Origin of the sequence: Rhodothermus marinus, assembly GCF_009936275.1 — a bacterium.
Classification (GTDB): domain Bacteria; phylum Bacteroidota; class Rhodothermia; order Rhodothermales; family Rhodothermaceae; genus Rhodothermus; species Rhodothermus marinus_A.
Window position 1 is genome coordinate 519,126 of the sequence record NZ_AP019797.1, and the last position, 22,198, is coordinate 541,323.

At 63.8% G+C, this 22,198-nt stretch carries 16 protein-coding genes; 13 read left to right on the forward strand and 3 right to left on the reverse strand.

Annotation, left to right across the window (positions count from 1 at the left end):
- Positions 1-4: 4 nt before the first annotated feature.
- Together GYH26_RS02405 and GYH26_RS02410 are read left to right on the forward strand one after the other, a co-directional pair.
- The gene (locus tag GYH26_RS02405) at positions 5-778 is read left to right on the forward strand and encodes a TrmH family RNA methyltransferase (RefSeq protein WP_161540338.1); all 774 of its coding nucleotides are present in this window, start codon (positions 5-7) and stop codon (positions 776-778) included.
- A 188-nt stretch (positions 779-966) separates the two neighbouring features.
- Positions 967-2,136, forward strand: a complete 1,170-nt coding sequence (locus GYH26_RS02410) for an alanine dehydrogenase (RefSeq protein WP_242006560.1) — start codon at positions 967-969, stop codon at positions 2,134-2,136.
- Here GYH26_RS02410 and GYH26_RS02415 read toward each other — a convergent pair.
- Both GYH26_RS02415 and GYH26_RS02420 read right to left on the reverse strand, forming a co-directional pair.
- Positions 2,133-3,176, reverse strand: a complete 1,044-nt coding sequence (locus GYH26_RS02415) for a LacI family DNA-binding transcriptional regulator (RefSeq protein ID WP_161540339.1) — start codon at positions 3,174-3,176, stop codon at positions 2,133-2,135. The genes GYH26_RS02410 and GYH26_RS02415 overlap by 4 nt on opposite strands.
- Positions 3,177-3,278: 102 nt before the next feature.
- Positions 3,279-4,421, reverse strand: coding sequence for a glycoside hydrolase family 26 protein (locus tag GYH26_RS02420; RefSeq protein WP_014066163.1), 1,143 nt, complete (start codon positions 4,419-4,421; stop codon positions 3,279-3,281).
- Positions 4,422-4,663: 242 nt separating this feature from the next.
- Between GYH26_RS02420 and GYH26_RS02425 the strand changes: the two genes are divergently transcribed.
- From GYH26_RS02425 to GYH26_RS02465, 9 genes are all read left to right on the forward strand, one after another.
- Positions 4,664-6,067 carry an L-fucose/L-arabinose isomerase family protein gene (locus GYH26_RS02425; protein WP_014066164.1) on the forward strand — a complete coding sequence of 468 codons (1,404 nt, stop codon included), beginning with the start codon at positions 4,664-4,666 and terminating at the stop codon, positions 6,065-6,067.
- 21 nt (positions 6,068-6,088) lie between these two features.
- A complete protein-coding gene (locus GYH26_RS02430; protein ID WP_161540340.1) occupies positions 6,089-7,777 on the forward strand; it encodes a ribulokinase in 1,689 nt (562 codons plus the stop codon).
- Positions 7,759-8,460 (forward strand): L-ribulose-5-phosphate 4-epimerase, encoded by a 702-nt coding sequence (locus tag GYH26_RS02435; RefSeq protein ID WP_161540341.1) that lies wholly within the window; start codon positions 7,759-7,761, stop codon positions 8,458-8,460. The genes GYH26_RS02430 and GYH26_RS02435 overlap by 19 nt, the downstream gene beginning before the upstream one ends.
- A 31-nt stretch (positions 8,461-8,491) precedes the next feature.
- Positions 8,492-10,165 carry a sodium:solute symporter gene (locus GYH26_RS02440; RefSeq protein ID WP_161540342.1) on the forward strand — a complete coding sequence of 558 codons (1,674 nt, stop codon included), beginning with the start codon at positions 8,492-8,494 and terminating at the stop codon, positions 10,163-10,165.
- Between the two features lie 24 nt (positions 10,166-10,189).
- On the forward strand, positions 10,190-12,238 hold the full coding sequence (tkt, locus tag GYH26_RS02445) for a transketolase (RefSeq protein WP_161540343.1): 2,049 nt from the start codon (positions 10,190-10,192) through the stop codon (positions 12,236-12,238).
- A gap of 53 nt (positions 12,239-12,291) precedes the next feature.
- Positions 12,292-12,963 carry a fructose-6-phosphate aldolase gene (gene fsa, locus GYH26_RS02450; protein ID WP_161540344.1) on the forward strand — a complete coding sequence of 224 codons (672 nt, stop codon included), beginning with the start codon at positions 12,292-12,294 and terminating at the stop codon, positions 12,961-12,963.
- Positions 12,964-13,432: 469 nt separating this feature from the next.
- A complete protein-coding gene (locus tag GYH26_RS02455) occupies positions 13,433-14,584 on the forward strand; it encodes an aldose epimerase family protein (RefSeq protein WP_161540345.1) in 1,152 nt (383 codons plus the stop codon).
- A 51-nt stretch (positions 14,585-14,635) separates the two neighbouring features.
- Positions 14,636-16,213 (forward strand): alpha-N-arabinofuranosidase, encoded by a 1,578-nt coding sequence (locus GYH26_RS02460; RefSeq protein WP_161540346.1) that lies wholly within the window; start codon positions 14,636-14,638, stop codon positions 16,211-16,213.
- Position 16,214: 1 nt separating this feature from the next.
- The gene (locus GYH26_RS02465; protein ID WP_161540347.1) at positions 16,215-18,146 is read left to right on the forward strand and encodes a glycoside hydrolase family 97 protein; all 1,932 of its coding nucleotides are present in this window, start codon (positions 16,215-16,217) and stop codon (positions 18,144-18,146) included.
- A gap of 1 nt (position 18,147) precedes the next feature.
- On the opposite strand, the gene GYH26_RS02470 is transcribed toward GYH26_RS02465, so the two are convergent.
- On the reverse strand, positions 18,148-19,206 hold the full coding sequence (locus GYH26_RS02470; protein ID WP_161540348.1) for a LacI family DNA-binding transcriptional regulator: 1,059 nt from the start codon (positions 19,204-19,206) through the stop codon (positions 18,148-18,150).
- A 448-nt stretch (positions 19,207-19,654) separates the two neighbouring features.
- On the opposite strand from GYH26_RS02470, the gene GYH26_RS02475 reads away from it, so the two are divergent.
- Positions 19,655-21,580: a glycoside hydrolase family 127 protein gene (locus GYH26_RS02475; RefSeq protein ID WP_161540349.1), complete on the forward strand. Its 1,926-nt coding sequence runs from the start codon at positions 19,655-19,657 to the stop codon at positions 21,578-21,580.
- Positions 21,581-21,678: 98 nt separating this feature from the next.
- Positions 21,679-22,197, forward strand: coding sequence for a 3'-5' exonuclease (locus GYH26_RS02480; protein WP_242006561.1), 519 nt, complete (start codon positions 21,679-21,681; stop codon positions 22,195-22,197).
- The last annotated feature ends 1 nt before the right edge of the window (position 22,198 follow it).

Genomic DNA, 22,198 nt, shown 5'->3' on the forward strand with positions numbered 1-22,198 from the left:
CTTCATGCTCACGCGACGTCGCTTGAAGGAACTGGCCCGACTGCACCGACGCAAAGACCGGGAAGCGCTGGGACAATATCTGGTGGAAGGCGTGCGCCTGCTGGCCGCGGCGTTGGAGGCACAGGCTCCGCTGGTGGAGGTGCTGGTGACCGCGACGGCCCGCAGGCGGCCCGAGGTGCAGGCGCTGCTGGCACGCGTCGTGGTGCCGGTCGCGGAAGTGTCCGAGCAGGAAATGGCCCGGCTTTCGGAGGTGGAGACCAGCCAGGGCGTGCTGGCCGTCGCCCGAATGCAGTGGCAGCCGGAGGCGCACCTGCTGCGCTGCCGTCGCATTCTGGCGCTCGACGGCCTGCAGGACCCGGGGAATGCCGGTACCATCCTGCGCGCGGCGGCCTGGTTCGGGATTGAGGCCGTCGTGGCCGGGGCCGGCACGGTGGACCTCTACAACCCCAAGGTGGTGCGGGCGGCCATGGGAAGCCACTGGGATCTGGCGCTGGTGCGCACGGGTGCGTTGCCCGACTTGCTCGCACAGCTTCAGGCAAACGGATTCACCTGCTATGGGGCCGATCTGGAGGGCACGCCGGCCTCCCGGTGGCAGCCCCGCGAGCCGGCCGTGCTCGTGCTGGGCAGCGAGGCGCACGGGTTGCAGCCGGCCGTGCGGGAGCGGCTGACGGCACGCGTCACGGTGCCGGGCTCGCCGCGCCGTCAGGCGACCGAGTCGCTGAATGTGGCCATGGCCGCCACGGTGTTGCTGTACGAATGGCTGGGCCGCACCGGGTAGGCACGTCGGCATACCGGGAAAATCCTGAAAAGAAAAAACTTTCCCGGCCGGTAAAGCCGGCCGTTCCTTCTTTTTTAAGGGGCGTTCGTCGTATATTTGAAGAACTATAGCAACCAGTAAGGTGGCCGTCGCTGCGTATGGAGATCCCCGCCCTTCAAGGGATGACCATCGGTCAGGCGCTTCTGCCGATGGAGAAGCCGTTGCGGCTTCGCGAACAGCACCGCTCGTTGCGGATTGGCGTGCCCCGGGAAGTAGCGAACGAGGAGCGTCGCGTGGCGCTGGCCCCCAGCGGAGTGGCCACGCTGGTCGCCAACGGGCACGAGGTGTACGTCGAGCAGGGCGCCGGGGTGCTGGCGAACTTCCCGGACGCGGAGTACATGGAGGCCGGGGCGCAGATCGTGGCCACGCCGGAGGACCTTTACAGCCAGTGTGAGCTGATCGTCAAGGTCGGGCGGCCTACCGACGACGAACTCAAGCTGCTGCAGGAAAACCAGGTGCTCATCTCCGCGCTGCACCTGGGCAACACCACGCCCGATTTTCTGCGGCGGCTCATGGAGCTGGGCGTTACGGGTATTGGCTTTGAATTTATCCGTGATTCGGACGGCACACTGCCCATCGTGCGCATGATGCACGAGATCATGGGGTCGATGGCCGTCCAGATCGCCGCCCGCTATCTGGAGAGCAACGAAGGGGGCAAAGGCGTCATGCTGGGCGGGATTTCGGGCGTGCCGCCGGCCACCGTGGTGATCATCGGCGCCGGTGTCGTCGGGGAGTGGGCCGCCCGCACGGCGCTGGGTTTCGGTGCGCACGTGGTGGTGCTCGATACCGATCTGGGTGCGCTCCGGGCCATTGAACACTACCTGGACCGACGGGTTACCACGGCGATGGCCTCGGTCGAATTCATCCGCAAGGCGGTGCGGTCGGCCGACGTGGTGATCGGGGCCAAAATGGGCGAAGGACAGCGGGCGCCCATTCTGGTCACCGAAGACATGGTGGCCGAAATGCAGCCCGGCTCGGTGATCGTCGATACGATGATCGATCAGGGCGGATGTATCGAAACGAGCCGTCCCACCACGCACTCCAATCCGGTCTTCCGCAAGTACGACGTCATCCACTACTGCGTGCCGAACATGCCCTCGAACGCGGCCCGCACGGCCACCTATGCGCTGAACAACGTGCTGGTGCCCTACCTGATCGAGATCGGTGAGAGCGGCTCCATTCACGAAGCGCTCTGGCGCAACGTGGGACTGCGCAACGGCACCTACGTCTACCGCCGCCACCTGACCAAGAAGAGCCTGGCGGCCATGTTCGGCCTCCCCTACCGCGACATCGAGCTGCTGATCGCCTCGGGCCTTTAGGTCGAGGGCTGCAGGGCGCGCGTCGTGGCGCGAAGCACCAGCTCGAAGTCCAGATGCACCTTTTCGATCGGCACGGGCTGATCCGCCTCGATATTGCGGATCAGAATTTCGGCCGCCTTTTCGCCCATCGTTTCTTTGGGCACGCGCACCGTCGAAAGCGGCCAGGGCGTGTAGCGGAGGAAGGCCAGGTCGTCGAAGCCCATGACCGATACTTCGTCGGGTACCCGGATGTCCAGTTCCTGCAGTGCGCGGAGCACGCCGAGCGCCACCAGGTCGTTGTAGCAGGCGACGGCCGTGGGCATGGGATCGGGCCGCTGCGCAAAGTATGCCCGGGCAGCTTCGTACCCGTCGCGGGCATGCGCGCCGGCGTAGATGACCTGATCGTCGCGAAGCGCCCGGTTCGAGGCGCTGAAGGCCCGGCGCACGCCTTCCAGGCGTTCTTCCGTGTGGAGCGAGTAGCGCGGGCCGGCAAAATAGACGATGTGCGCGTGCCCCTGCTCCATGAGGTACTGCACGGCCGCCTGTGAGGCGCGCACGTTGTCGATGTCCACCAGGTTGGCCTGCAGCCCGCGGATCCCCTCCAGCAGCACGAACGGAATGTTGCGGCGCTTGAGTTCGAAGATGTGCGAGAGGTCGGCCTCGTCGTCGATGACCGGCGTGATGATGAAGCCGTTGACGTCCTTGGCCGTCATGAGTTGAATGATCTGCTGCTCGGCGCGGAACGAGCCTTCGGAGCTGGCCACCAGGATCGTGTAGCCTTTGGACTCGGCCACGCGCCGGGCGCCGGCGATCAGCTCGGCATAGTACGGGTTGTCGTCTTCCTTGATGATGAAGCCGATGCTGCGCTCACTGTCGGAGCGGAAGCGGTGGCGGGCGAATTCGCGCGGCCGGTAGTTGAGCTCGCGGATCACGGCCAGCACCTTTTCGCGGGTAGCCGCGCTGACCGTATCCCGATCGTTCAGCACGGCCGAGACGGTGGCCTTCGAGACGCCGGCCAGACGGGCAACGTCCGAGATGGTAGGATTGCGCCGCTTCTTCATTGCAGGTAAACTGGACCGTTAAATCGGTTCAAATTCCGTCGTGGAATAAAGGACCCCGGGGCCAGGTTCCCGGAAGCCGTGCGAAGCCGGCGCGGGATGTTTTCAACGGCCGTTTTCCAGGCGGTACAGGTCGGGCAGTTCGTCTTCGAAGTAAATGAGCGGGTGGGCCTTGAAGCGACGAAAGTCCTCGGCGCTGGGATGACCGGGATAGGGGGCGAAGTAGTGGCCGGGTCGGTTGTAGGCGTTGCGCCAGGTGAGCACGTAGATGATCTGGCGCGTCGTGTCGTCGTGATCGAGCGCCCGGAGCAGTTTGCCTGTCCACCAGGTGCTGTCGGGAATGGCTTCGTAGCCGGTTTCGGTCAGGGCGGCCAGTTTGCCGCGCGCCCGGGCCATGCGAACCACGTCGTGCAGCTCACGGATCAGGAAGGGGAGCGTTTCCTCGCTTTTGTGGGAGTGGTAGTCGTCGAAGCCCAGCAGGTCCACGTAGTCGTCGCCGGGGTAGCGTTCCAGGTAATCCTCGGGCGAGTGGAAGCGATCGGAGGAGTAGGCCAGGAGCAGGTTGTGCAGGCCCTTTTCCCGGCGCAGGTAATCGACGGTAAAACGCCAGAGCTGGATGAATTCGTCCGGGGTGCAGTGGCCGCGCCCCCACCAGAACCAGCTACCGGTCCACTCGTGGTAAGGGCGGAAGATGATGGGGATGGCGACGGTGTCGGTGCGGCCGGGCGGTACGCCCCGGAGCGTGCGGACGAAGTCGGCGAAGCGGTCCAGCCAGCTCCGGAACAGGGCGTGTTGCGGGCCGCCGGGCAGGATGGCATAGACCGCCCGCGTGGTGTCCCAGGCGTTGCCGCCGCTGACCGGGTTGTCCATGTGCCAGCTGATCGTGATGACGCCGCCGCGCTGGAAGCCTTCGATGATCCAGCGGCGCATGTCGTCGAAGCGCACGCCGTCAAGGTTGCGTTCGGCCCCGTGTTCCAGGTCGCCCACGTCCCAGCCGTAGACGGCCGGATAGGAGCCGGTCACTGCTTTCACGTCGGAGCGGCCGGGTTCGGCCCACCAGGAGACGCCGTAGGCCAGGTCGTCCTGATGGCCGTAGAGGATGGCGCGGGGGGCCAGACGGTACAGGTTGTGAAAGAGCGCGCGTGTTTCCGCGGTGGCCTCCGGATCGGAGGGGGCGACGGACGGCTGCGAATCGGCCGCATGACAGCCGAGCAGGAGCAGTCCGAGCAGCAACAGCGTGCGAAGCATGGCGCGGGATGGAAAGCGGTGGCGGTGGCATAACACAGGGTTACTATAATCCATTCATTTTACAAAATAAATCTGCTTCGGTTTATTCACAGGATCTTTACAAAGTGGCTGTCCGGTGAAAAGCCGGCCACAGGCTTGCTTAACAAAAAGAGGTTTCCTATTATTGAATCGCTTCGCTCATTACCTAAACGCTACCTGAAATCGCTTTTGCTGTCACTGTAAAACCCAGGGAGGTGCAACGCATGGTTACACTGGGGGTGCTTATCGGCAACCGGGGCTTCTTCCCCGCCCATCTCTGCACCGAAGGCCGCCAGAAGGTATTGCAGGTGCTGGAATCGGAGGGGATTCGGGCGCTCATCCTTCCGGAAGAGGCCACGCGCAACGGTGCCGTCGAAAGCCTCGAAGAAGCGCGGAAATACGCCGAGTTTTTCAGGGCGCATCGGGACGAACTCGACGGCGTGCTGGTCTCGCTCCCCAACTTCGGCGACGAGCGGGCCATCGCTAACACGCTGCGCTGGGCCGGGATCGACGTGCCCGTGCTGATTCACGCCTTTCCGGATCGGCCTGATCGCATGTCGATCAACTTCCGCCGCGACAGTTTCTGCGGCAAGATTTCGGTCTGCAACAACCTGTACCAGTACGGCATCCGCTACTCGCTGACGACGCTGCACACGGTCGATCCCGACAGCGAGGCGTTTCGGGCCGATCTGCGGCGCTTTGCGGCGGTCTGTCGCGTGGTGCGCTCGCTGCGCGGGCTGCGGATCGGACAGATCGGCGCGCGGCCGGCCGCCTTCAACACCGTGCGCTACAGCGAAAAACTGCTCGAGCGGACGGGCATCACCGTCGAGCCGCTGGACCTTTCGGAGCTGCTGGGCTGGATCCGGCGCATGAACGATCAGGACCCGCCGGTCCAGCAGAAGCTTGAGGAAATCCGGGCCTATACCGACACGCAGGGCATCCCTGAAGAAAGCCTGTACAAGCTGGCCAAGCTGGGCGTGGCCATCGATCGCTTTCTGCAGGAGAAAGAACTCAAGGCGGTGGCCATTCAGTGCTGGACGGCCCTCGAGGAATTCTACGGCGTGGTGCCCTGTACGCCCATGAGCATGCTCAGCAACCGGCTGATCCCCAGCGCCTGCGAGGCCGACATCCCGGGCGTGCTCAGCATGTACCTGTTGCAGCAGGCTTCAGGCAAACCCGCGGCGCTGCTGGACTGGAATAACAACTACCGAGACGAGCTGGACAAGGGCGTCGTGTTCCACTGCAGCAACCTGCCGGCCGCCTTTTTCGAGTCGCAACGCATGGATTATCAGGAGATCATCGCGGGCACGGTCGGTAAGGAAAACACCTACGGCACGCTGGTGGGGCGCATTGCACCGGGGCCGTTCACCTTCTGCGGGCTGACTACCGACGAGTTCAGCGGCCGCATCCGCACCTATGTGGGCGAAGGACGCTTCACGGACGATCCGCTCGAGACCTTTGGCGGCTACGGGGTCTTCGAAGTGCCCGGCCTGCAGCAGCTGCTGCGCTACGTCTGCGCCAACGGCTTTCCGCACCACGTGGCCGCCACGCTGAACCATGTGGCCGACGTGCTGGCCGAGGCGCTGGGGACGTACCTGGGCTGGGACGTGTACCGCCATCAGGCCTGAACCACACCGGAGGAAAACGCCATGCAACCGACGTTCGCCATCGGACTGGACTACGGCACGAATTCCGTCCGGGCTCTGATCGTCAACGTGCAGACCGGCGAGGAAGTCGGCACCTGCGTGTTTCCGTATCCTTCGGGCGAGCAGGGTATTCTTCTGGACGCGTCCGATCCGGATCTGGCCCGTCAGTATCCGGGCGACTACCTGCAGGGCGCCGAGGCAAGCATTCGGGGAGCGCTGGAGCAGGCGCGGCGCCATCTCGACTTCGATCCCGCACGCGTCATCGGCATCGGGGTCGACACGACAGGTTCGACGCCGCTGCCGGTCGACGCTGAGGGGCGTCCGCTGGCTTTCGACGAACGCTTTCGCAACAACCTCAATGCTCAGGCCTGGCTCTGGAAGGACCATACGAGCCATGCCGAGGCGGCCGAGATCACCGAAAAGGCGCGGGCGTTGCGGCCGCACTACATTGCCCGCTACGGCGGCACCTACAGCGCCGAGTGGTTCTGGGCCAAAATCCTGCACTGTCGGCGGGTGGATCCGGAGGTGTTCGAGGCGGCCTACACGTGGGTGGAGATCGCCGACTGGATCCCGGCGGCGCTGACCGGCACCGAGCATCCCGCCCGGCTTCGGCGCTCGATCTGTGCCGCCGGCCACAAGGCGTTCTTCAACCCGGACTGGGGCGGCTACCCGGACGAAGAATTCCTGGCCGCCATCGATCCGGCGCTGGTGCGCGTGCGGCGCTCGTTGCCGGACCGGGCCTATGACGTGTCGCAGCCGGCGGGGCGGCTCACGCCCGAATGGGCCGAGCGGCTGGGCCTTCCGGCCGGCATTCCCGTGGCCGTCGGCGCCTTCGACGCCCATCTGGGGGCCGTGGGGGCGGGCATCGAACCGGGCGTGCTGGTCAAGATCATCGGTACGTCCACCTGCGACATCATGATCGCTCCGGGCGATCAGCCGCTGGCCGACATTCCCGGGCTGTGCGGCATCGTGCGCGACTCGGTGCTCCCGGGCTACTACGGGCTGGAAGCCGGCCAGTCGGCCGTGGGCGACATCTTCAACTGGTTCGTGCAGGTGGTGCGCCCGGAAGGCCAGGATCATGCTTCGCTGACCGAGGCGGCCGCGCGGCTGCATCCGGGCGAAAGCGGCCTGCTGGCGCTCGACTGGCACAACGGCAACCGGACCGTGCTCGTCGATCAGCGCCTGACCGGGCTGATCGTGGGACTGACGCTGCGCTCGACACCCGCCGAGATCTACCGGGCGCTGATGGAAGCGACGGCCTTCGGGGCCCGTGTCATCATGGAGCGCTTTGAGGAATATGGCGTGCCGGTTCGGCGCGTGCTGGCCTGCGGGGGCATTCCGCCCAAAAATCCGCTGCTCATGCAGATCTATGCCGACGTGATGGGTCGTCGCATCGAGCTGGCCCGAAGCGATCTGACCTGTGCGCTGGGTGCCGCCATCAGCGGGGCCGTGGTGGCCGGCAAGCAGAACGGTGGCTACGATCGCTTCGACGAAGCCATCCGGGCCATGACCGGCGTGCGGCCGGAAGCCTACGAACCGGACCCGGAGCGACGGCGCGTTTACGACGAGCTTTTTGCACTTTATAAGAATTTGCACGACGCCTTTGGGGTATCCGGCGTCGAAATGGATCTTTATCCAGTGATGAAGCGCTTGCTTCAAATCCGTGACGAGGTATGGCGTTCGAAAAACTGAAGGCGGCGGTCTGGAAGGCGAACCGGGATATCGTGCGGAGCGGGCTGGTGCAGCTCACCTGGGGCAATGCCAGCGGGGTGGATCGCCAGGCCGGCGTCATGGCCATCAAACCCAGCGGCGTGGACTACGACCGACTGCGGCCGGACGACATGGTGATCGTCGAACTGGAAACCGGCCGCGTGGTGGAGGGCACGCTGAAGCCCTCGACCGACACGCCCACGCACCGCTACCTGTACCTGGCGTTCGAAGAAATCGGCGGCATCGTGCACACGCACTCCCGACATGCGGTGGCCTGGGCCCAGGCGCGCCGACCGATTCCGTGCCTGGGGACGACCCACGCCGACCATTTCTACGGAGAAATTCCGGTTACGCGACCGTTGCGGCCGGAAGAGGTCGCCGAAGCCTACGAGCACCAGACGGGCGTAGTGATCGCCGAGTGCTTCCGGGAGCGCGGGCTCGATCCGCTGGAGGTGCCCGGCGTGCTGGTGGCCGGGCATGGCCCTTTTGCCTGGGGTGAAACCCCGGAAAAAGCGGCCGAAAACGCGCTGGTGCTCGAGCTGGTGGCCGAAATGGCCCTCTACACCTACCAGCTCAATCCCGAAGCGCCCGTGCTCGAGCGGTACGTGCTGGACAAACACTTCCGGCGCAAGCACGGAAGCCAGGCTTACTACGGACAGCGATAGACTCCTTCCCCAACGAACCTTCTGGAGCCCTATGACGGTACTGGACTGGTTAATCGTGGCGGCCTATTTCGCGATCCTGGCCGGGATCGTCTGGTGGTCGGCCCGCCGCGTCAAAACCACCACGGACTACTTCCTGGCCGGCCGCGACGTGGGCTTTTTCGTCATCGGCGCCTCGATTTTTGCTTCGAACATCGGCTCGGAGCACATCGTGGGGCTGGCCGGAAGCGGTGCGGCCAACGGCCTGGCCCAGGCGCACTGGGAGCTGCACGCCTGGATTCTGGTGCTGCTGGCCTGGGTGTTCGTGCCGTTTTACTACCGCTCGGGCGTCTTCACGATGCCGGAGTTTCTCGAGCGGCGTTTCAACAGCCGCGCGCGCTGGATTCTGGCGATTGTGTCGCTGACGGCCTACGTGTTCACGAAGGTGTCGGTGACGGTGTATGCGGGGGCGCTGGTGTTTCGGACGCTTCTGGCCGACGTGTTTGGTTCGCCGGACCAGGCGTTCTGGGTGGGGGCGATTGCGACGGTGCTGGCCACGGGGATTTACACGATCCTGGGGGGGCTTCGGGCGGTGGTCTACACGGAGGTGTTGCAGACGGGGTTGTTGATTCTGGGGAGTGTGTTCATCACGGTATTCGGGCTTTCGGCACTGGGGGGCTGGGGCGAGCTGCGGGAGGTAGCCCGCCTGCAGGGCGAGCAGTGGGCCCTGTGGCGCTCGAACAGTGATCCGGTGTTTCCGTGGCTGGGCGTGATGATTTCCTCGCCGATCGTGGGCATCTGGTACTGGTGCACGGACCAGTACATTGTGCAGCGGACGCTGGCGGCGCGTTCGCTGCAGGATGCGCGTCGGGGCGCGCTCTGGGGTGGTTTTTTGAAGGTGTGGCCGGTGTTCATTTTTCTGGTGCCGGGGATGATCGGCTATGCGCTGCACCAGAAGGGGTTGATTCACATTCCGACGGACGCTTCGGGTCAGTTGTTGGGGGACATGGTCTTTCCGACGCTGGTGGCGGAGCTATTGCCGCTGGGCTTGCGGGGGCTGGTGGTTGGGGGGTTGCTCTCGGCGCTGATGTCGTCGTTGTCGTCGCTGTTTAATTCGTGCGCGACGCTTTTCACGGTGGATATTTATGAGAAGCTGCGGCCGGGACGGCCGGAGCGGGAGCTGGTGCGGGTGGGACGGATAGCGACGGCGGTGGTGGTGGGGCTGGGTCTGCTCTGGATTCCGATCATGAAAGTGATGGCCGAGTCGAAGGCGGGGCTGTACGATTACCTGCAGAACGTGCAGGGTTTTCTGGCGCCGCCGATCACGGCGGTGTTTCTGCTGGGATTGGCCAGCCGTCGGATCAACGCGCGGGGTGCGGTGTGGGGGCTGGGCGTTGGCTTTGTGCTGGGGATGGTGAAGCTGACATTGCAGTCGATGGTGCAGAACGGGGCGCTGGATCCGGGGACGGTGCTGGGGGCGATTGGCGCGTTTAATGGCTATTACTTCTCCGGACTGTTATTTTTCGTGAGCGTGGCGATTGTGGTGGGGGTGTCGTTGCTGACGGAGGCGCCGCCGGAGGAGAAGGTACGGGGGTTGACGTTTGGGACGGTGTCGGCGTCGGATCGGTCCGAGAGTCGGAAGACGTGGGACTGGCGGGATGTGGCGTTGACGGTGGTGGTTCTGGGGCTGGTGCTGGCGATTTATCTGTACTTCTCCTTCTGGGTGTAACCTGAAAGACATAAACCATAAACCATGCAGGAACAGAAGGCGACGGAGGCGATTCGGGAAACCGACTTTTCGCCGGGCGAACTGGACAATCTGTGCATCAATACGATTCGATTCCTGGCCGTCGATGCCGTCGAGCAGGCGAAGTCCGGCCATCCGGGCATGCCGATGGGCGCGGCGCCGATGGCCTACGTGCTCTGGACCCGGCATCTGCGGCACAATCCAAGCGATCCGAAGTGGCCGAACCGGGATCGGTTCGTGCTTTCGGCCGGTCATGGCTCGATGTTGCTCTACGCGCTGCTGCACCTGACCGGCTACGACCTGCCCATGGAGGAGTTGCAGCGCTTTCGTCAGTGGGGATCGCGCACGCCGGGCCATCCGGAGTACGGGCTGACGCCCGGGGTCGAGACCACGACGGGACCGCTGGGCCAGGGCTTCGGAAATGCCGTCGGTATGGCGATCGCCGAACAGTATCTGGCGGCGCATTTCAACCGGGACGGATTCCCGCTGTTCGACCATTTCACGTACGTGATTGCCTCCGACGGCGACCTGATGGAAGGCATTTCGCACGAGGCGGCTTCGCTGGCCGGACATCTCGGGCTGGGGAAGTTGATCGTGCTCTACGATGACAATGACATTTCCATCGACGGCTCGACGGACGTCACCTTCACCGAGGACGTCGGCGCGCGCTTTGAGGCCTACGGCTGGCATGTGCAGCGCGTGGACGACGGGAACGACCTGGTAGCCATCGATGCGGCGCTTCGGCAGGCCAAAGCCGAGACCGAACGCCCTTCGCTGATCATCGTGCGCACGCACATCGGCTACGGAAGCCCGAACAAGCAGGACACGCCCGCCGCGCACGGCGCGCCGCTCGGTCCTGAAGAGGTGCGCCTGACCAAGCGCAACCTGGGCTGGCCCGAGGACAAAACCTTTTACGTGCCGGAGGAGGTCTACCGGCACATGCGGCAGGCCGTCACGCGGGGGCAGCAGTGGCAGGCCGAATGGGAGGCGCTGCGCGCCCGCTATCGGGAAGCCTATCCCGCCGAAGCTGCCGAACTGGACCGCTGGCTGAGCCGGCGGTTGCCCGAAGGGTGGAGCGAGGGACTCCCGACCTTCGAGGCGGGCAAGGCCGTAGCTACGCGCAATGCCGGCGGGGCCGTGCTCGACGTACTGGCCGCCCGCATTCCCGAGTTGATCGGCGGCTCGGCCGACCTGGCCGAGTCGAACAAAACGCATCCGAAAGGGCGCGAAGCCTTCAGCCGCGATAACCGCAGGGGCGGCTACATCCACTTCGGGGTGCGCGAGCACGCCATGGCGGCCATCTGTAACGGGCTGTCGTTGCACGGACTGCGGGCCTACGCGAGCACCTTCCTGGTCTTCAGCGATTACCTGCGACCGTCGCTGCGGCTGAGTGCCCTTTCAGAACAGCCCGTTATCTACGTGTTCACGCACGACTCGATCGGGCTGGGTGAGGACGGTCCCACGCATCAGCCGATCGAGCATCTGGCCAGCCTGCGTGCCATCCCGCACGTGGTGGTGCTGCGGCCGGCCGACGCGACCGAGACGGTGGAAGCCTGGAAGGTGGCGCTCGAGCGCGAAGACGGTCCCACGGTGCTCGTGTTGACGCGTCAGAACGTGCCGGTGCTGGACCGGAGCCGTCTGGCGCCGGCCGAAGGCGTGCGCCGCGGCGCTTACGTGCTCAGAGAAGCGCAGGGCACCTTGCAGGCGATCCTGCTGGCTTCCGGCAGCGAAGTACATGTGGCGCTGGCGGCCGCCGAACAGCTCGAAGCCGAAGGCATCGGCACGCGCGTCGTCAGCGTGCCTTCCTGGGAGCTGTTCAAGCAGCAGGAGGCGGCCTATCGGGAATCGGTGCTCCCGCCGGAGGTGACCGTACGGGTGGCCGTCGAAGCCGGGGTCGGACAGGGATGGGAGCAGTTCGTAGGGTGCCGGGGCCGCATCGTCAGCATTGAGCGCTTCGGCGCTTCGGCTCCCGGCAAGGTCCTGTTCGAAAAATTCGGCTTCACGCCCGAGCGGGTGGCCGGTGAAGTGCGTGCGCTGCTGGCGCAGAACCATTGAACTTGATCAGGCGTAAGCTTCGAAAATACAGGATAAAAAAACGAAAGGGAACCATGAAATTCTTCCTGGACACGGCCGACCTGGACGAAATCCGAGAAGCGGCGAGCCTGGGCATTCTCGATGGCGTGACCACGAACCCCACGCTGATCCGGAAAGCGGGCGCCCGTGATTTCCACGAGCATATCTACCAGATCTGCGAGCTGGTCGAGGGCGACGTGTCGGCCGAGGTGACGGCCACGGACTACGAGGGCATGTTGCGCGAAGCGCGGGAACTGGCCCGCATCCACGAGCGCGTGGTCGTAAAGATCCCGTTGATCGCCGAAGGCATCCGCGCCATCAAGACGCTGACGGAGGAAGGCATTCGCACGAACTGCACGCTGTGCTTTTCGCCCACACAGGCGCTCGTGGCGGCCAAGGCCGGGGCGACCTACATCAGTCCGTTTGCCGGTCGCCTCGACGACGTGTCGTCCGACGGCATGCACGTGATCGAGCAGGTGGTCAAGATTTATCGGAACTACGGTTTCAAGACGCAGGTGCTGGCCGCCTCGCTGCGCCATCCGATGCACGTGCTCGAGGCGGCTCTGATGGGTGCCGACGTGGCCACCATGCCCTTCGGCGTTATGATGCAACTGCTCAAGCATCCGCTGACGGATGTGGGGCTGGAACGCTTCCTGAAGGACTGGGAAGCCTACCTGCAGGCAAAGCAGGGCGTGCAGACGGCCTGACCGGTTTTACCGTGCAGAAAGATCAGAAAAGCTCCGGTCCGGTGCCGGAGCTTTTTTGTAATACGATTTCCGGGAAATCATCGTGCATGTGAGAAAGCACGGGCGCACACGGCGGTGCGCCCCTACAGATCCTTGACGTTTTCCCTATCCCGTAGGGGCGGACCCCTGTGTTCGCCCGATCATACCCGCCGGCTCACGTCAGGGCACATGTGGCGTTGCGCCATCGGCGTACCGGTGACTTGGCGATCACATATGATCCCTGTCCCATAAGGACACAAGAGGGCCTGCGCTACTCCGGACCGTGCGTTTTTTATGATGAGTGGGCCTTGACTTAATTTTGAATAGCTGCTATTTTTGGCGAAACGATTCGATTTTAGAATTGAATCGTTTTGAAATGAGAAAGCTGTGAAAAAATCAGGACCTGTAGGGGACTGCGCGTGTTTTTGCGTCCACCATCTTAGAAGCAGCTATGCGAACGTTCTGGCTCGTACTCTGCGGGGGGCTGCTGTTTGGTTGTCAGCCTTCGTCCAACGAAACCCCTTCGCCTGTGGAAACGACAACGGTAACCGTCACCGAGGAATCGTTTGGCCAGTTGCCCGACGGACGGCCTGTCACGCTTTTCCGGTTACGTAATGCCAGCGGGATGGAAGTCGAAGTCCTGAATTACGGCGCGATCATCCGGGCCATTCGGGTGCCCGATCGCGAGGGGAACACGGGCGATGTGGTGCTGGGCTTCGACAGTCTTGCGGCCTATCTGCAACCCCATCCTTACATCGGGGCAATGGTCGGTCGCTATGCCAACCGCATCGGCGGCGCCCGCTTCGTGCTCGACGGCCAGACCTACGAGCTGGCGGCCAACGATGGGCCCAACCACCTGCACGGCGGGCTGAAAGGCTTCGACAAGGTGCTCTGGGAGGCTGAGCCGTTCACGAACGGGAACGAAGCCGGCGTGCGCTTGACGTACGTGAGTCCCGACGGCGAGGAGGGCTATCCGGGCACGCTGCGGGCGACGGTCACCTACACGCTGGCCGATTCGAACGCGCTGGTGATCGACTACGAGGCGACCACCGACAAACCCACCATCGTCAACCTGACGCAGCATGCCTACTTCAACCTGGCCGGTCGCGGGGACATTCTGAACCATGAACTGCAGCTCTTGGCCGATTTCTACACGCCCGTGGACGAGCGGCTGATTCCTACCGGCGAGATATGCCCGGTGGCGGGCACGCCGCTGGACTTTCGCACCCCGCAGCGCATCGGCGCGCGCATCGACGCCGACCACGAGCAGATCCGTCGCGGCCGTGGCTACGACCACAACTTCGTGCTGCGCCACACCGAACGCGGCGCGCTGGAGCTGGCCGCCCGCGTCTACGAGCCCACCACCGGCCGCATCATGCGCGTCTACACCACCGAGCCGGGCATTCAGTTCTACAGCGGTAACTTTCTGGACGGCTCGCTGACCGGCAAAGGCGGCATGGTTTACGCCCGGCGCACCGGCTTCTGTCTGGAAACGCAGCATTTTCCAGATTCACCCAACAAGACGCATTTTCCGTCGCCGGTGCTGCGTCCGGGTGAGACCTACCGCTCGCGTACGGTCTACGCCTTCGACGTGGCCGAGTAGTGCATCGCACAGGTTTTGTCTATTCGCCTTCAACACAATCCGAGCATTGCCATGCGTGGACTGTTTTCGAAAGGGCTTTTGCTGCTGATCGTGCTGGCCTGCACCGGCAGCGTTTTGCAGGCACAACCGACGCACCGGCTCGTCATTCACGCGGATCAGGGTCGGGTGCAGATCAGCCGGCACATTTACGGGCATTTTATCGAACACCTGGGCTACGGCATCTATGGTGGTTTCTGGCAGCGGGACGCGCAGGGACGCTGGCACCTGCGGCAGGACATTATCGACGCGCTCCGGCGCATTCGCATCCCGAACCTGCGCTGGCCCGGCGGCTGCTTTGCCGACCTGTACCACTGGAAAGACGGCATCGGTCCGCAGGAGCAGCGTCGGCCGATCCTGAATGCCTTCTGGGGACAGGTGGTCGAGGACAACAGCTTCGGCACGCACGAATTCATGGCGCTGGTCGAAGCACTGGGCGCCGAGCCCTACATCGCCGGGAACGTGGGCAGCGGCACGCCCCGCGAAATGGCCGAGTGGGTCGAATACCTGACGGCCGAAGACGGTCCCATGGCCCGCCTGCGCAAGCAGAACGGTCGCGAACAGCCCTGGCGCGTGCCCTTCTGGGGCGTGGGCAACGAAAGCTGGGGCTGCGGCGGCAACATGGACCCCGAGTACTATGCGGACCTCTACCGCCGCTTTGCCACGTACCTGTTCAACTATAGCGGCAACCAGCTCTACAAAATTGCAGCCGGACCGGCCGATGCCGACACGACCTGGACCAGCGTGCTCATGCGCGATGTCTTCCGTCGCAATCCCTGGCTGATGCAGGGCATTTCCGTGCACTATTACACCTGGATCTCGAAAACGGGCCGCTGGAACGAAAAAGAACCGGCTACCGGCTTTGACGAGTGGGGCTGGTTCAAAGGATTGCAGAAGGCGCTCTTTCTGGACGAAGTGCTGCGCCGGCATGAAACCGTCATGGACCGCTACGATCCCGAAAAGCGGGTGGGGTTGATCGTGGACGAATGGGGCATGTGGCATGCGCCCGAGCCCGGCTCGAACCCGGCCTTTCTGGTGCAGCAGAACACGCTGCGCGATGCGCTCGTGGCGGCCGTTTCGCTGAACATCTTCAACCACCACGCCGAACGCGTCAAGATGGCCAATCTGGCGCAGACGATCAACGTGCTGCAGGCGCTGATCCTCACGCGGGAAGGCGAGGAAACGATCGTGCTGACGCCCACCTATCACGTGTTCGACCTCTACAAAGAACATCAGGACGCGACGCTATTGCCTGTCGAGCTGGAGGCCGGGGAATACCGCTACGGCGACGAGGCCATTCCGGCGCTGCATGCTTCGGCTTCGCGCAATGCGGAAGGGGCCGTGCATCTGACGATTGCCAATCTGGACCCCCATCAGGAGCGGGTGGTGCAGGCTCGGCTGGAGGGCATCCAGCCGGCCCGTGTGGAAGGGCGTGTGCTGACCGCCGAGGCAATGGATGCGCACAACACGTTCGAGGCGCCCGACCGGGTGCGACCGGTCGCCTTCACCGCCTACCGTGCCGTGGGCAATGGCGTCTATGAGCTACGCCTTCCCGCCAAATCGGTCGTGGCGCTCACTTTCTATCCGCGCTGACATGCGGCGCGCGTCGTTGTGGTTGACGCTGGCGCTGCTGGCGGCGGCCGCCTGTCGGCCGGCCACGGAGCGCTCGCTTTCCAGCCCGGACGGACAGCTCACCGTACAGGTGGGGCTGCAGGACGGACGGCTGTTGTACCAGGTGTGGCGCCAGGGACAGCCCGTACTGGAACCCTCACCGCTGGGGCTGGTCCGATCCGATGCCGACTTTACGGGCGGGCTCCGGCTGGAGGGCGTCAGTCCGGTGCGTCGGGTTGTCGAAACCTACACGCTGGTGGCCGGCAAGCGCCGCGTCAATCGCCATGAAGCGAACGAGCGCACCTACCGGCTGCGCAATGCCGGGGGACGGCCGCTGGAGGTGGTGTTTCGCGTCGCGAACGACGGCGTGGCCTTCCGCTATCGCTTTCCGGAAAGCGACCCGACGCCCCGGGAAATCCTTGAAGAACGGACCACGTTCGACTTCCCCGACAGCGCGCGGGCCTGGCTGCAACCGCTGGCCGAGCCGAAAAGCGGCTGGCGCCAGACGAACCCTTCCTACGAAGAGTACTACCTGCAGGACATCCCGGTCGGTACGCCCTCGCCCATGGCCGGCTGGGTCTTTCCCGCGCTGTTCCGGGTGGGGTCGCACTGGGTGCTGATCACCGAGGCGGACGTCGACAGTACGTTCTGCGGCGTACGGCTGCGCCCCGAGGCACCGGGCGGTGCCTATCGGATCGGTTATCCGGACGCCCGCGAGGCCATTCCCGGTCAGGGGCATCTACCGCGCAGCGCGCTTCCCTGGCAGACGCCCTGGCGCGTGCTCGCGGTGGGCGATCTGAAAACAATCGTCGAATCGACCCTGGGCACCGATCTGGCCGCCCCGGCCATTGCCGTCGATACCACGTTCATCCGGCCGGGCCGTGCCTCCTGGAGCTGGGCGCTGCTCAAAGACCCTTCCATTACCTATGAGGTGCAGCGCCGCTTCATCGACTATGCGGCCGAGATGGGCTGGGAGTACACGCTGATCGACGTCAACTGGGACTCGACGATCGGCTATGACCGCATGGCCGAACTGGCCCGCTATGCCGCCGCGCGAGGCGTCGGGCTCTGGCTCTGGTACAACTCGTCGGGCAACTGGAACACGACCACCTATCGGCCGAAAAGCCGGCTGCTGACCCGTGCGGATCGGCAGCGTGAATTTGCGCGGCTGGCCGCCATGGGCATTCGGGGGATCAAGGTGGATTTCTTCGGAGGCGATGGCCGCTCGATGATCCGCTACTACCATGAAATCCTGCAGGACGCGGCCGCGCACCGACTGCTGGTGAACTTTCACGGCTGCACGTTGCCGCGCGGCTGGGTCCGCACCTATCCCCACCTGATGACGATGGAGGCGGTCCGGGGCTTCGAATTTGTCACCTTCACGCAGGAAGGAGCCGATCGAGAGGCCAACCATGCGGCCATGCTGCCGTTCACGCGCAACGTGTTCGATCCGATGGACTACACGCCCCTGAGCCTGGGTGAAATTCCAGGCGTAGTGCGGCGTACGACGAACGGGTTTCAGCTGGCGCTGACCGTGCTGTTTACGTCCGGCGTCCAGCACTTTGCCGAAACGCCCGAGGGCATGCGCCGGGTGCCTGAGGCGGTGCGGGCGTTTCTGCGAGAGGTACCGGTCGTGTGGGAGGAGACGCGCTTTGTGGACGGCTGGCCCGGTCGGTTCGTGGTGCTGGCCCGCCGAGCCGGAGACGGGCGCTGGTATCTGGCCGGCATCAACGGCGAGGCGACGTCGCGGACGGTCACGCTGGATCTATCGTTTCTACAGCCCGGGCAGACCGGCCTGCTCCTGACCGACGGCGAAACCGCACGCGCTTTTCGGATCGAAACGCTGCGCTACCAGTCGCCGCTTACGGTCTCTATGCAGCCGAATGGCGGCTTTGTGCTCGCCTGGTCGCCCTGACTCACTTCAGCGGGCGCGTCGAATTCCGCACGACCAGTTGGGCCTGCAAGAAGATGCGCTCGACCGCATCCGAACCGCCCCGTCCATTGGCCCCCTCGATCTGGCGGATGAGCAGTTCGGCCGCTTTGGCGCCCATCTCCGTTTTGGGCACGCGCACGGTTGTCAGCGGGATGGGCAGGTATTCGGCGATGGCGATGTCGTCGTACCCGATGATGGAGACCTGATCGGGCACCTTGATGCCGAGCTGGTGCAGCGCCCGCATCAGCCCGATGGCCACCAGGTCGTTGTAGCAGGTGACGGCCGTCGGCGGGTTGTCGCGATGTTCCTGGAAGTAGGCCAGGCCCTTTTCGTAGCCGTCTTTCAGGCGGGCCCCGGCGTAGACGATCATGTCTTCGCGGAAGATCAGATTCGTTTCACTGAAGGCCCGCCGGAAGCCTTCAATGCGTTCTTCGGTGTGCAGCGAGTAGCGCGGCCCGGCAAAGTGGATGATGCGTTCGTGTCCGCCTTCGATCAGGTAGCGCGTGGCTTCTTTGGAGGCCGCCACGTTGTCCACGTCCACGATGTTGGCCTGCAGGCCGAGGACGTTTTCAATGAGCACAAAGGGAATGTTGCGGCGCTTGAGTTCGAACAGGTGGGAAAGGTCCGCCTGTTCTTCGAGCAGCGGATTGATGATCAGGCCATCGACGTCCTTGTCGGCCAACAGGTCGACGATGCGGTGTTCGGAAGCAAAGTCGCTTTCCGAGCTGGTGATGAGCACGGTATAGCCATGCTGGTTGGCCACTGCGCGGGCGCCCAGGAAGATGTCGGCAAAGTAGGGATTATCGACTTCCTTGACGACCAGGCCGATCGTGCGGTGCAGCGTGGGCTGCAGGCGACGGCGGGCGGCGCCGCTGGGCCGGTAGTTCAGCTTTTCGATGGCTTCCAGCACACGACGACGGGTGCTCTCCTTGACTGTACCCTTGTTGTTGAGCACGGCCGAGACGGTCGCGTTCGAGACGCCCGCGTAGCGGGCCACGTCCGAGATGGTGACGCGCTTCTGCGTGGAGGCTTCCGAGGGCATAGGACGTTTCGTAGCTACGTGCATCCTAAATCCTTGCTAAAACGGGCCAGCGCTGCAAAAAGATTCGATCGGCGTTCAGCCAGCGCATGCGGCCTGTTCTGTGAAAATCGAAAGAACGTGAAAAATTTGATTTTTGCACAGCATTTCTTCGATTGAGAAAAAGCGATTTCTCTTTCTGGAAAGGGTATTTTTGTTTTTTTGTTGACAAATTATATGAAATGATTTTATATTATTGAAAATGTTTAGGAATTCATGAAAGTTGGAAATGCGTCATTGCTTTGCGCAGTCGATTATGGATCAGTGATAGAACTCTGTCGGAGAAAGCGGTTAAGGCAGAGGCTATCTTCCAGTAACGACCACCCGTCAGATTGTGTGGTACGAGCCCTCAGGTCGAGAGGTGAACCGCTGGACGCCAACTGCTTCTTTTTCAGACCCTGACCTGTTTACTATGCCCACACGCATCTGCTGGATTTTGCTATCGGGACTGCTGCTGAGCCACACGCTGCAGGCGCAGCCGCTCACGGCCGAAACGGACGCCCGCTCCCGGGAACGCCTCCGGGCCTTCGCCTTCCCGCCGCGGGCCGTCCGGCTGCTCGACAGCCCTTTCCTTGAAGCCATGCAGCGGGACGTGGCCTATCTGTTCGAGCTGGACCCCGACCGACTCCTCAGCCGCTTTCGTCGCTTCGCCGGTCTGGAGCCGAAAGCGCCGGAGTACGGCGGCTGGGAATCGCAGGGCATCTCGGGCCATACGCTGGGGCACTACCTGTCGGCGCTGTCCATGTACTACGCGGCCACCGGCGACGAGAAGGCCCGTGCGCGCATCGACTACATCGTAAGCGAACTGGCCGAAGTGCAACGCGCACACGGCAACGGCTACGTGGGAGCCATTCCCGAAGGCGATCGCCTCTGGGCCGAAATCGCCCGGGGCGAGATCTGGCAGGCCGAGCCTTTCTCGCTCAACGGCGCCTGGGTTCCCTGGTACACCATGCACAAAATCTTTCAGGGACTGATCGATGCCTACTGGTATGGCGGCAGCGAGCAGGCGCTGGAGGTGGTGACCCGACTGGCCGACTGGGCCTACGAAACCACAAAGAACCTGACGCCCGCCCAGTGGCAGCAGATGCTCCGCACCGAGCACGGCGGCATGAACGAAGCGCTGGCCAACCTCTACAGCATCACAGGCAACCCGAAACACCGCGAGCTGAGCGAGAAATTCTACCATGCGGCCGTGCTCTCCCCACTGGCCCGCGGCATTCCGAACCTGACCGGCCTGCATGCGAACACGCAGATCCCCAAGGTCATCGGGGTGGTGCGGCAGTACGAACTGATCGGCAGCGACTCGCTGCGGGCCGTGGCCGAGTTCTTCTGGGAAGAAGTGGTGCAGCACCATACCTACGTCATCGGCGGTAACTCGCAGAACGAGCACTTCGGACCGCGCGACAGCCTCGCCAACCGCCTGGGTGAAGGTACCGCCGAGACCTGCAACACCTACAACATGCTGCGCCTCACGCGCCATCTGTTTGCGCTGCACCCGGAAAAAGTCCGCTACGTGGACTTCTACGAGCGGGCGCTCTACAACCACATTCTGGCCTCGCAGGACCCCAAACGGGGTATGTTCACCTATTACATGTCGCTTCGTCCCGGACACTTCAAAACCTACGCGACCCCGGAGCATTCCTTCTGGTGTTGCGTCGGGATCGGCATGGAAAACCATGTCAAGTACAACGAATTCATCTACTTCTACAACGGCGATACGCTGTACGTGAACCTGTTCATTCCTTCGGAGCTGAACTGGGAGCGGCGGGCGCTCCGGTTGCGTCTGGAGACGGCCTTTCCGGAAAGCAACCGCGTGCGGCTGGACTTCGACCCGGAGGTGCCGCAGCGGCTGGTGGTGAAAGTGCGGCATCCATCCTGGGCGCAGGACGCCCTCGACGTCCGGATCAACGGCGAGGTGCAATCCGTGACGAGCCGGCCGGGAAGCTACCTGACGCTGGCACGCGTCTGGCAGCCGGGCGACGAAGTGGAAATCACGCTCCCGATGCGCCTTCGTGTCGAAACCATGCCGGACAATCCCGATCGCTTTGCCATCCTCTACGGACCGATCGTGCTGGCCGGCGTTTTCGGAAGCCGCGGCATGCCCGAGGGCGGCGCCTACGCGAAGGATCAGTGGGAGTTTTTCGGCTGGCCGGCCCCGCCGGTCCCGAAGCTCTGCGGCGATCTGAACCGCGTGGAAGACTGGGTGAAACCCCTGGCCACCGGCGGCGAGTTGCGTTTCCACACCGTGGGCGTCGGTAAACCCGCCGACGTGCTGCTCAAGCCCTTTTACGAAGTGCACCACGAGCGCTACACGATCTACTGGGATCGTTGCCGCTGAGCAGCCGGCGATAGCCTGCTCCAGGCGGAACCGGCCGGAGCAAACCGGGGTGCCACCTTGCCGAGACAGGGCTTTTCGGCTTATTCCAGCTCAGGGAGATGCGCTGGAAAGGAATGCCGCTCGAAGTGGCACCGCTGCTTTTCTTCGACGTGGAGACCAGCGGGCTGCGGCCTGATCGTGGCGCCGCGATCGTCGAACTGGCGCTGCTCGGCGCACGCGAGCCGCTCCTGCTCTGGAAAGGGACAAGCGCGCAGCGACTGCAGCGCGCACAGTTCAGGGAGCTGTTCGCGCATGTTCGGGAAGGGGTGGTCGTCGGACACAACCTGCGCTTCGACTTCTGGTTCGTCACGTACGAGGCCGGACGGCTGGGATTGTCCGTGCCACCCATCCGGTTCATCGACACACTTGGACTGGCCCGGCGTTTGCTGCCCGAACAGGCTGATTACCGGCTCGTCGCCCTGCTGCACGCGCTGGGGATCGAACCGGACAACCCCCTGCATACGGCCGTAGCCGATGCACAGGCTACCCGTGCGCTTTTCTGGAAACTGGTGGAACGAGGCAAGCTGCGTACCCTGGCCGACGCCGGCATGAAGCAATTGACCTGGACTCATCGCTGAA

Coding starts and splice junctions, on each gene's coding strand:
- GYH26_RS02405 (WP_161540338.1), top strand. CDS start 5: ATGCTCACGCGACGTCGCTTGAAGGAACTGGCCCGACTGCACCGACGC.
- GYH26_RS02410 (WP_242006560.1), top strand. CDS start 967: ATGGAGAAGCCGTTGCGGCTTCGCGAACAGCACCGCTCGTTGCGGATT.
- GYH26_RS02415 (WP_161540339.1), bottom strand. CDS start 3,176: ATGAAGAAGCGGCGCAATCCTACCATCTCGGACGTTGCCCGTCTGGCC.
- GYH26_RS02420 (WP_014066163.1), bottom strand. CDS start 4,421: ATGCTTCGCACGCTGTTGCTGCTCGGACTGCTCCTGCTCGGCTGTCAT.
- GYH26_RS02425 (WP_014066164.1), top strand. CDS start 4,664: ATGGTTACACTGGGGGTGCTTATCGGCAACCGGGGCTTCTTCCCCGCC.
- GYH26_RS02430 (WP_161540340.1), top strand. CDS start 6,089: ATGCAACCGACGTTCGCCATCGGACTGGACTACGGCACGAATTCCGTC.
- GYH26_RS02435 (WP_161540341.1), top strand. CDS start 7,759: ATGGCGTTCGAAAAACTGAAGGCGGCGGTCTGGAAGGCGAACCGGGAT.
- GYH26_RS02440 (WP_161540342.1), top strand. CDS start 8,492: ATGACGGTACTGGACTGGTTAATCGTGGCGGCCTATTTCGCGATCCTG.
- tkt (WP_161540343.1), top strand. CDS start 10,190: ATGCAGGAACAGAAGGCGACGGAGGCGATTCGGGAAACCGACTTTTCG.
- fsa (WP_161540344.1), top strand. CDS start 12,292: ATGAAATTCTTCCTGGACACGGCCGACCTGGACGAAATCCGAGAAGCG.
- GYH26_RS02455 (WP_161540345.1), top strand. CDS start 13,433: ATGCGAACGTTCTGGCTCGTACTCTGCGGGGGGCTGCTGTTTGGTTGT.
- GYH26_RS02460 (WP_161540346.1), top strand. CDS start 14,636: ATGCGTGGACTGTTTTCGAAAGGGCTTTTGCTGCTGATCGTGCTGGCC.
- GYH26_RS02465 (WP_161540347.1), top strand. CDS start 16,215: ATGCGGCGCGCGTCGTTGTGGTTGACGCTGGCGCTGCTGGCGGCGGCC.
- GYH26_RS02470 (WP_161540348.1), bottom strand. CDS start 19,206: ATGCCCTCGGAAGCCTCCACGCAGAAGCGCGTCACCATCTCGGACGTG.
- GYH26_RS02475 (WP_161540349.1), top strand. CDS start 19,655: ATGCCCACACGCATCTGCTGGATTTTGCTATCGGGACTGCTGCTGAGC.
- GYH26_RS02480 (WP_242006561.1), top strand. CDS start 21,679: ATGCGCTGGAAAGGAATGCCGCTCGAAGTGGCACCGCTGCTTTTCTTC.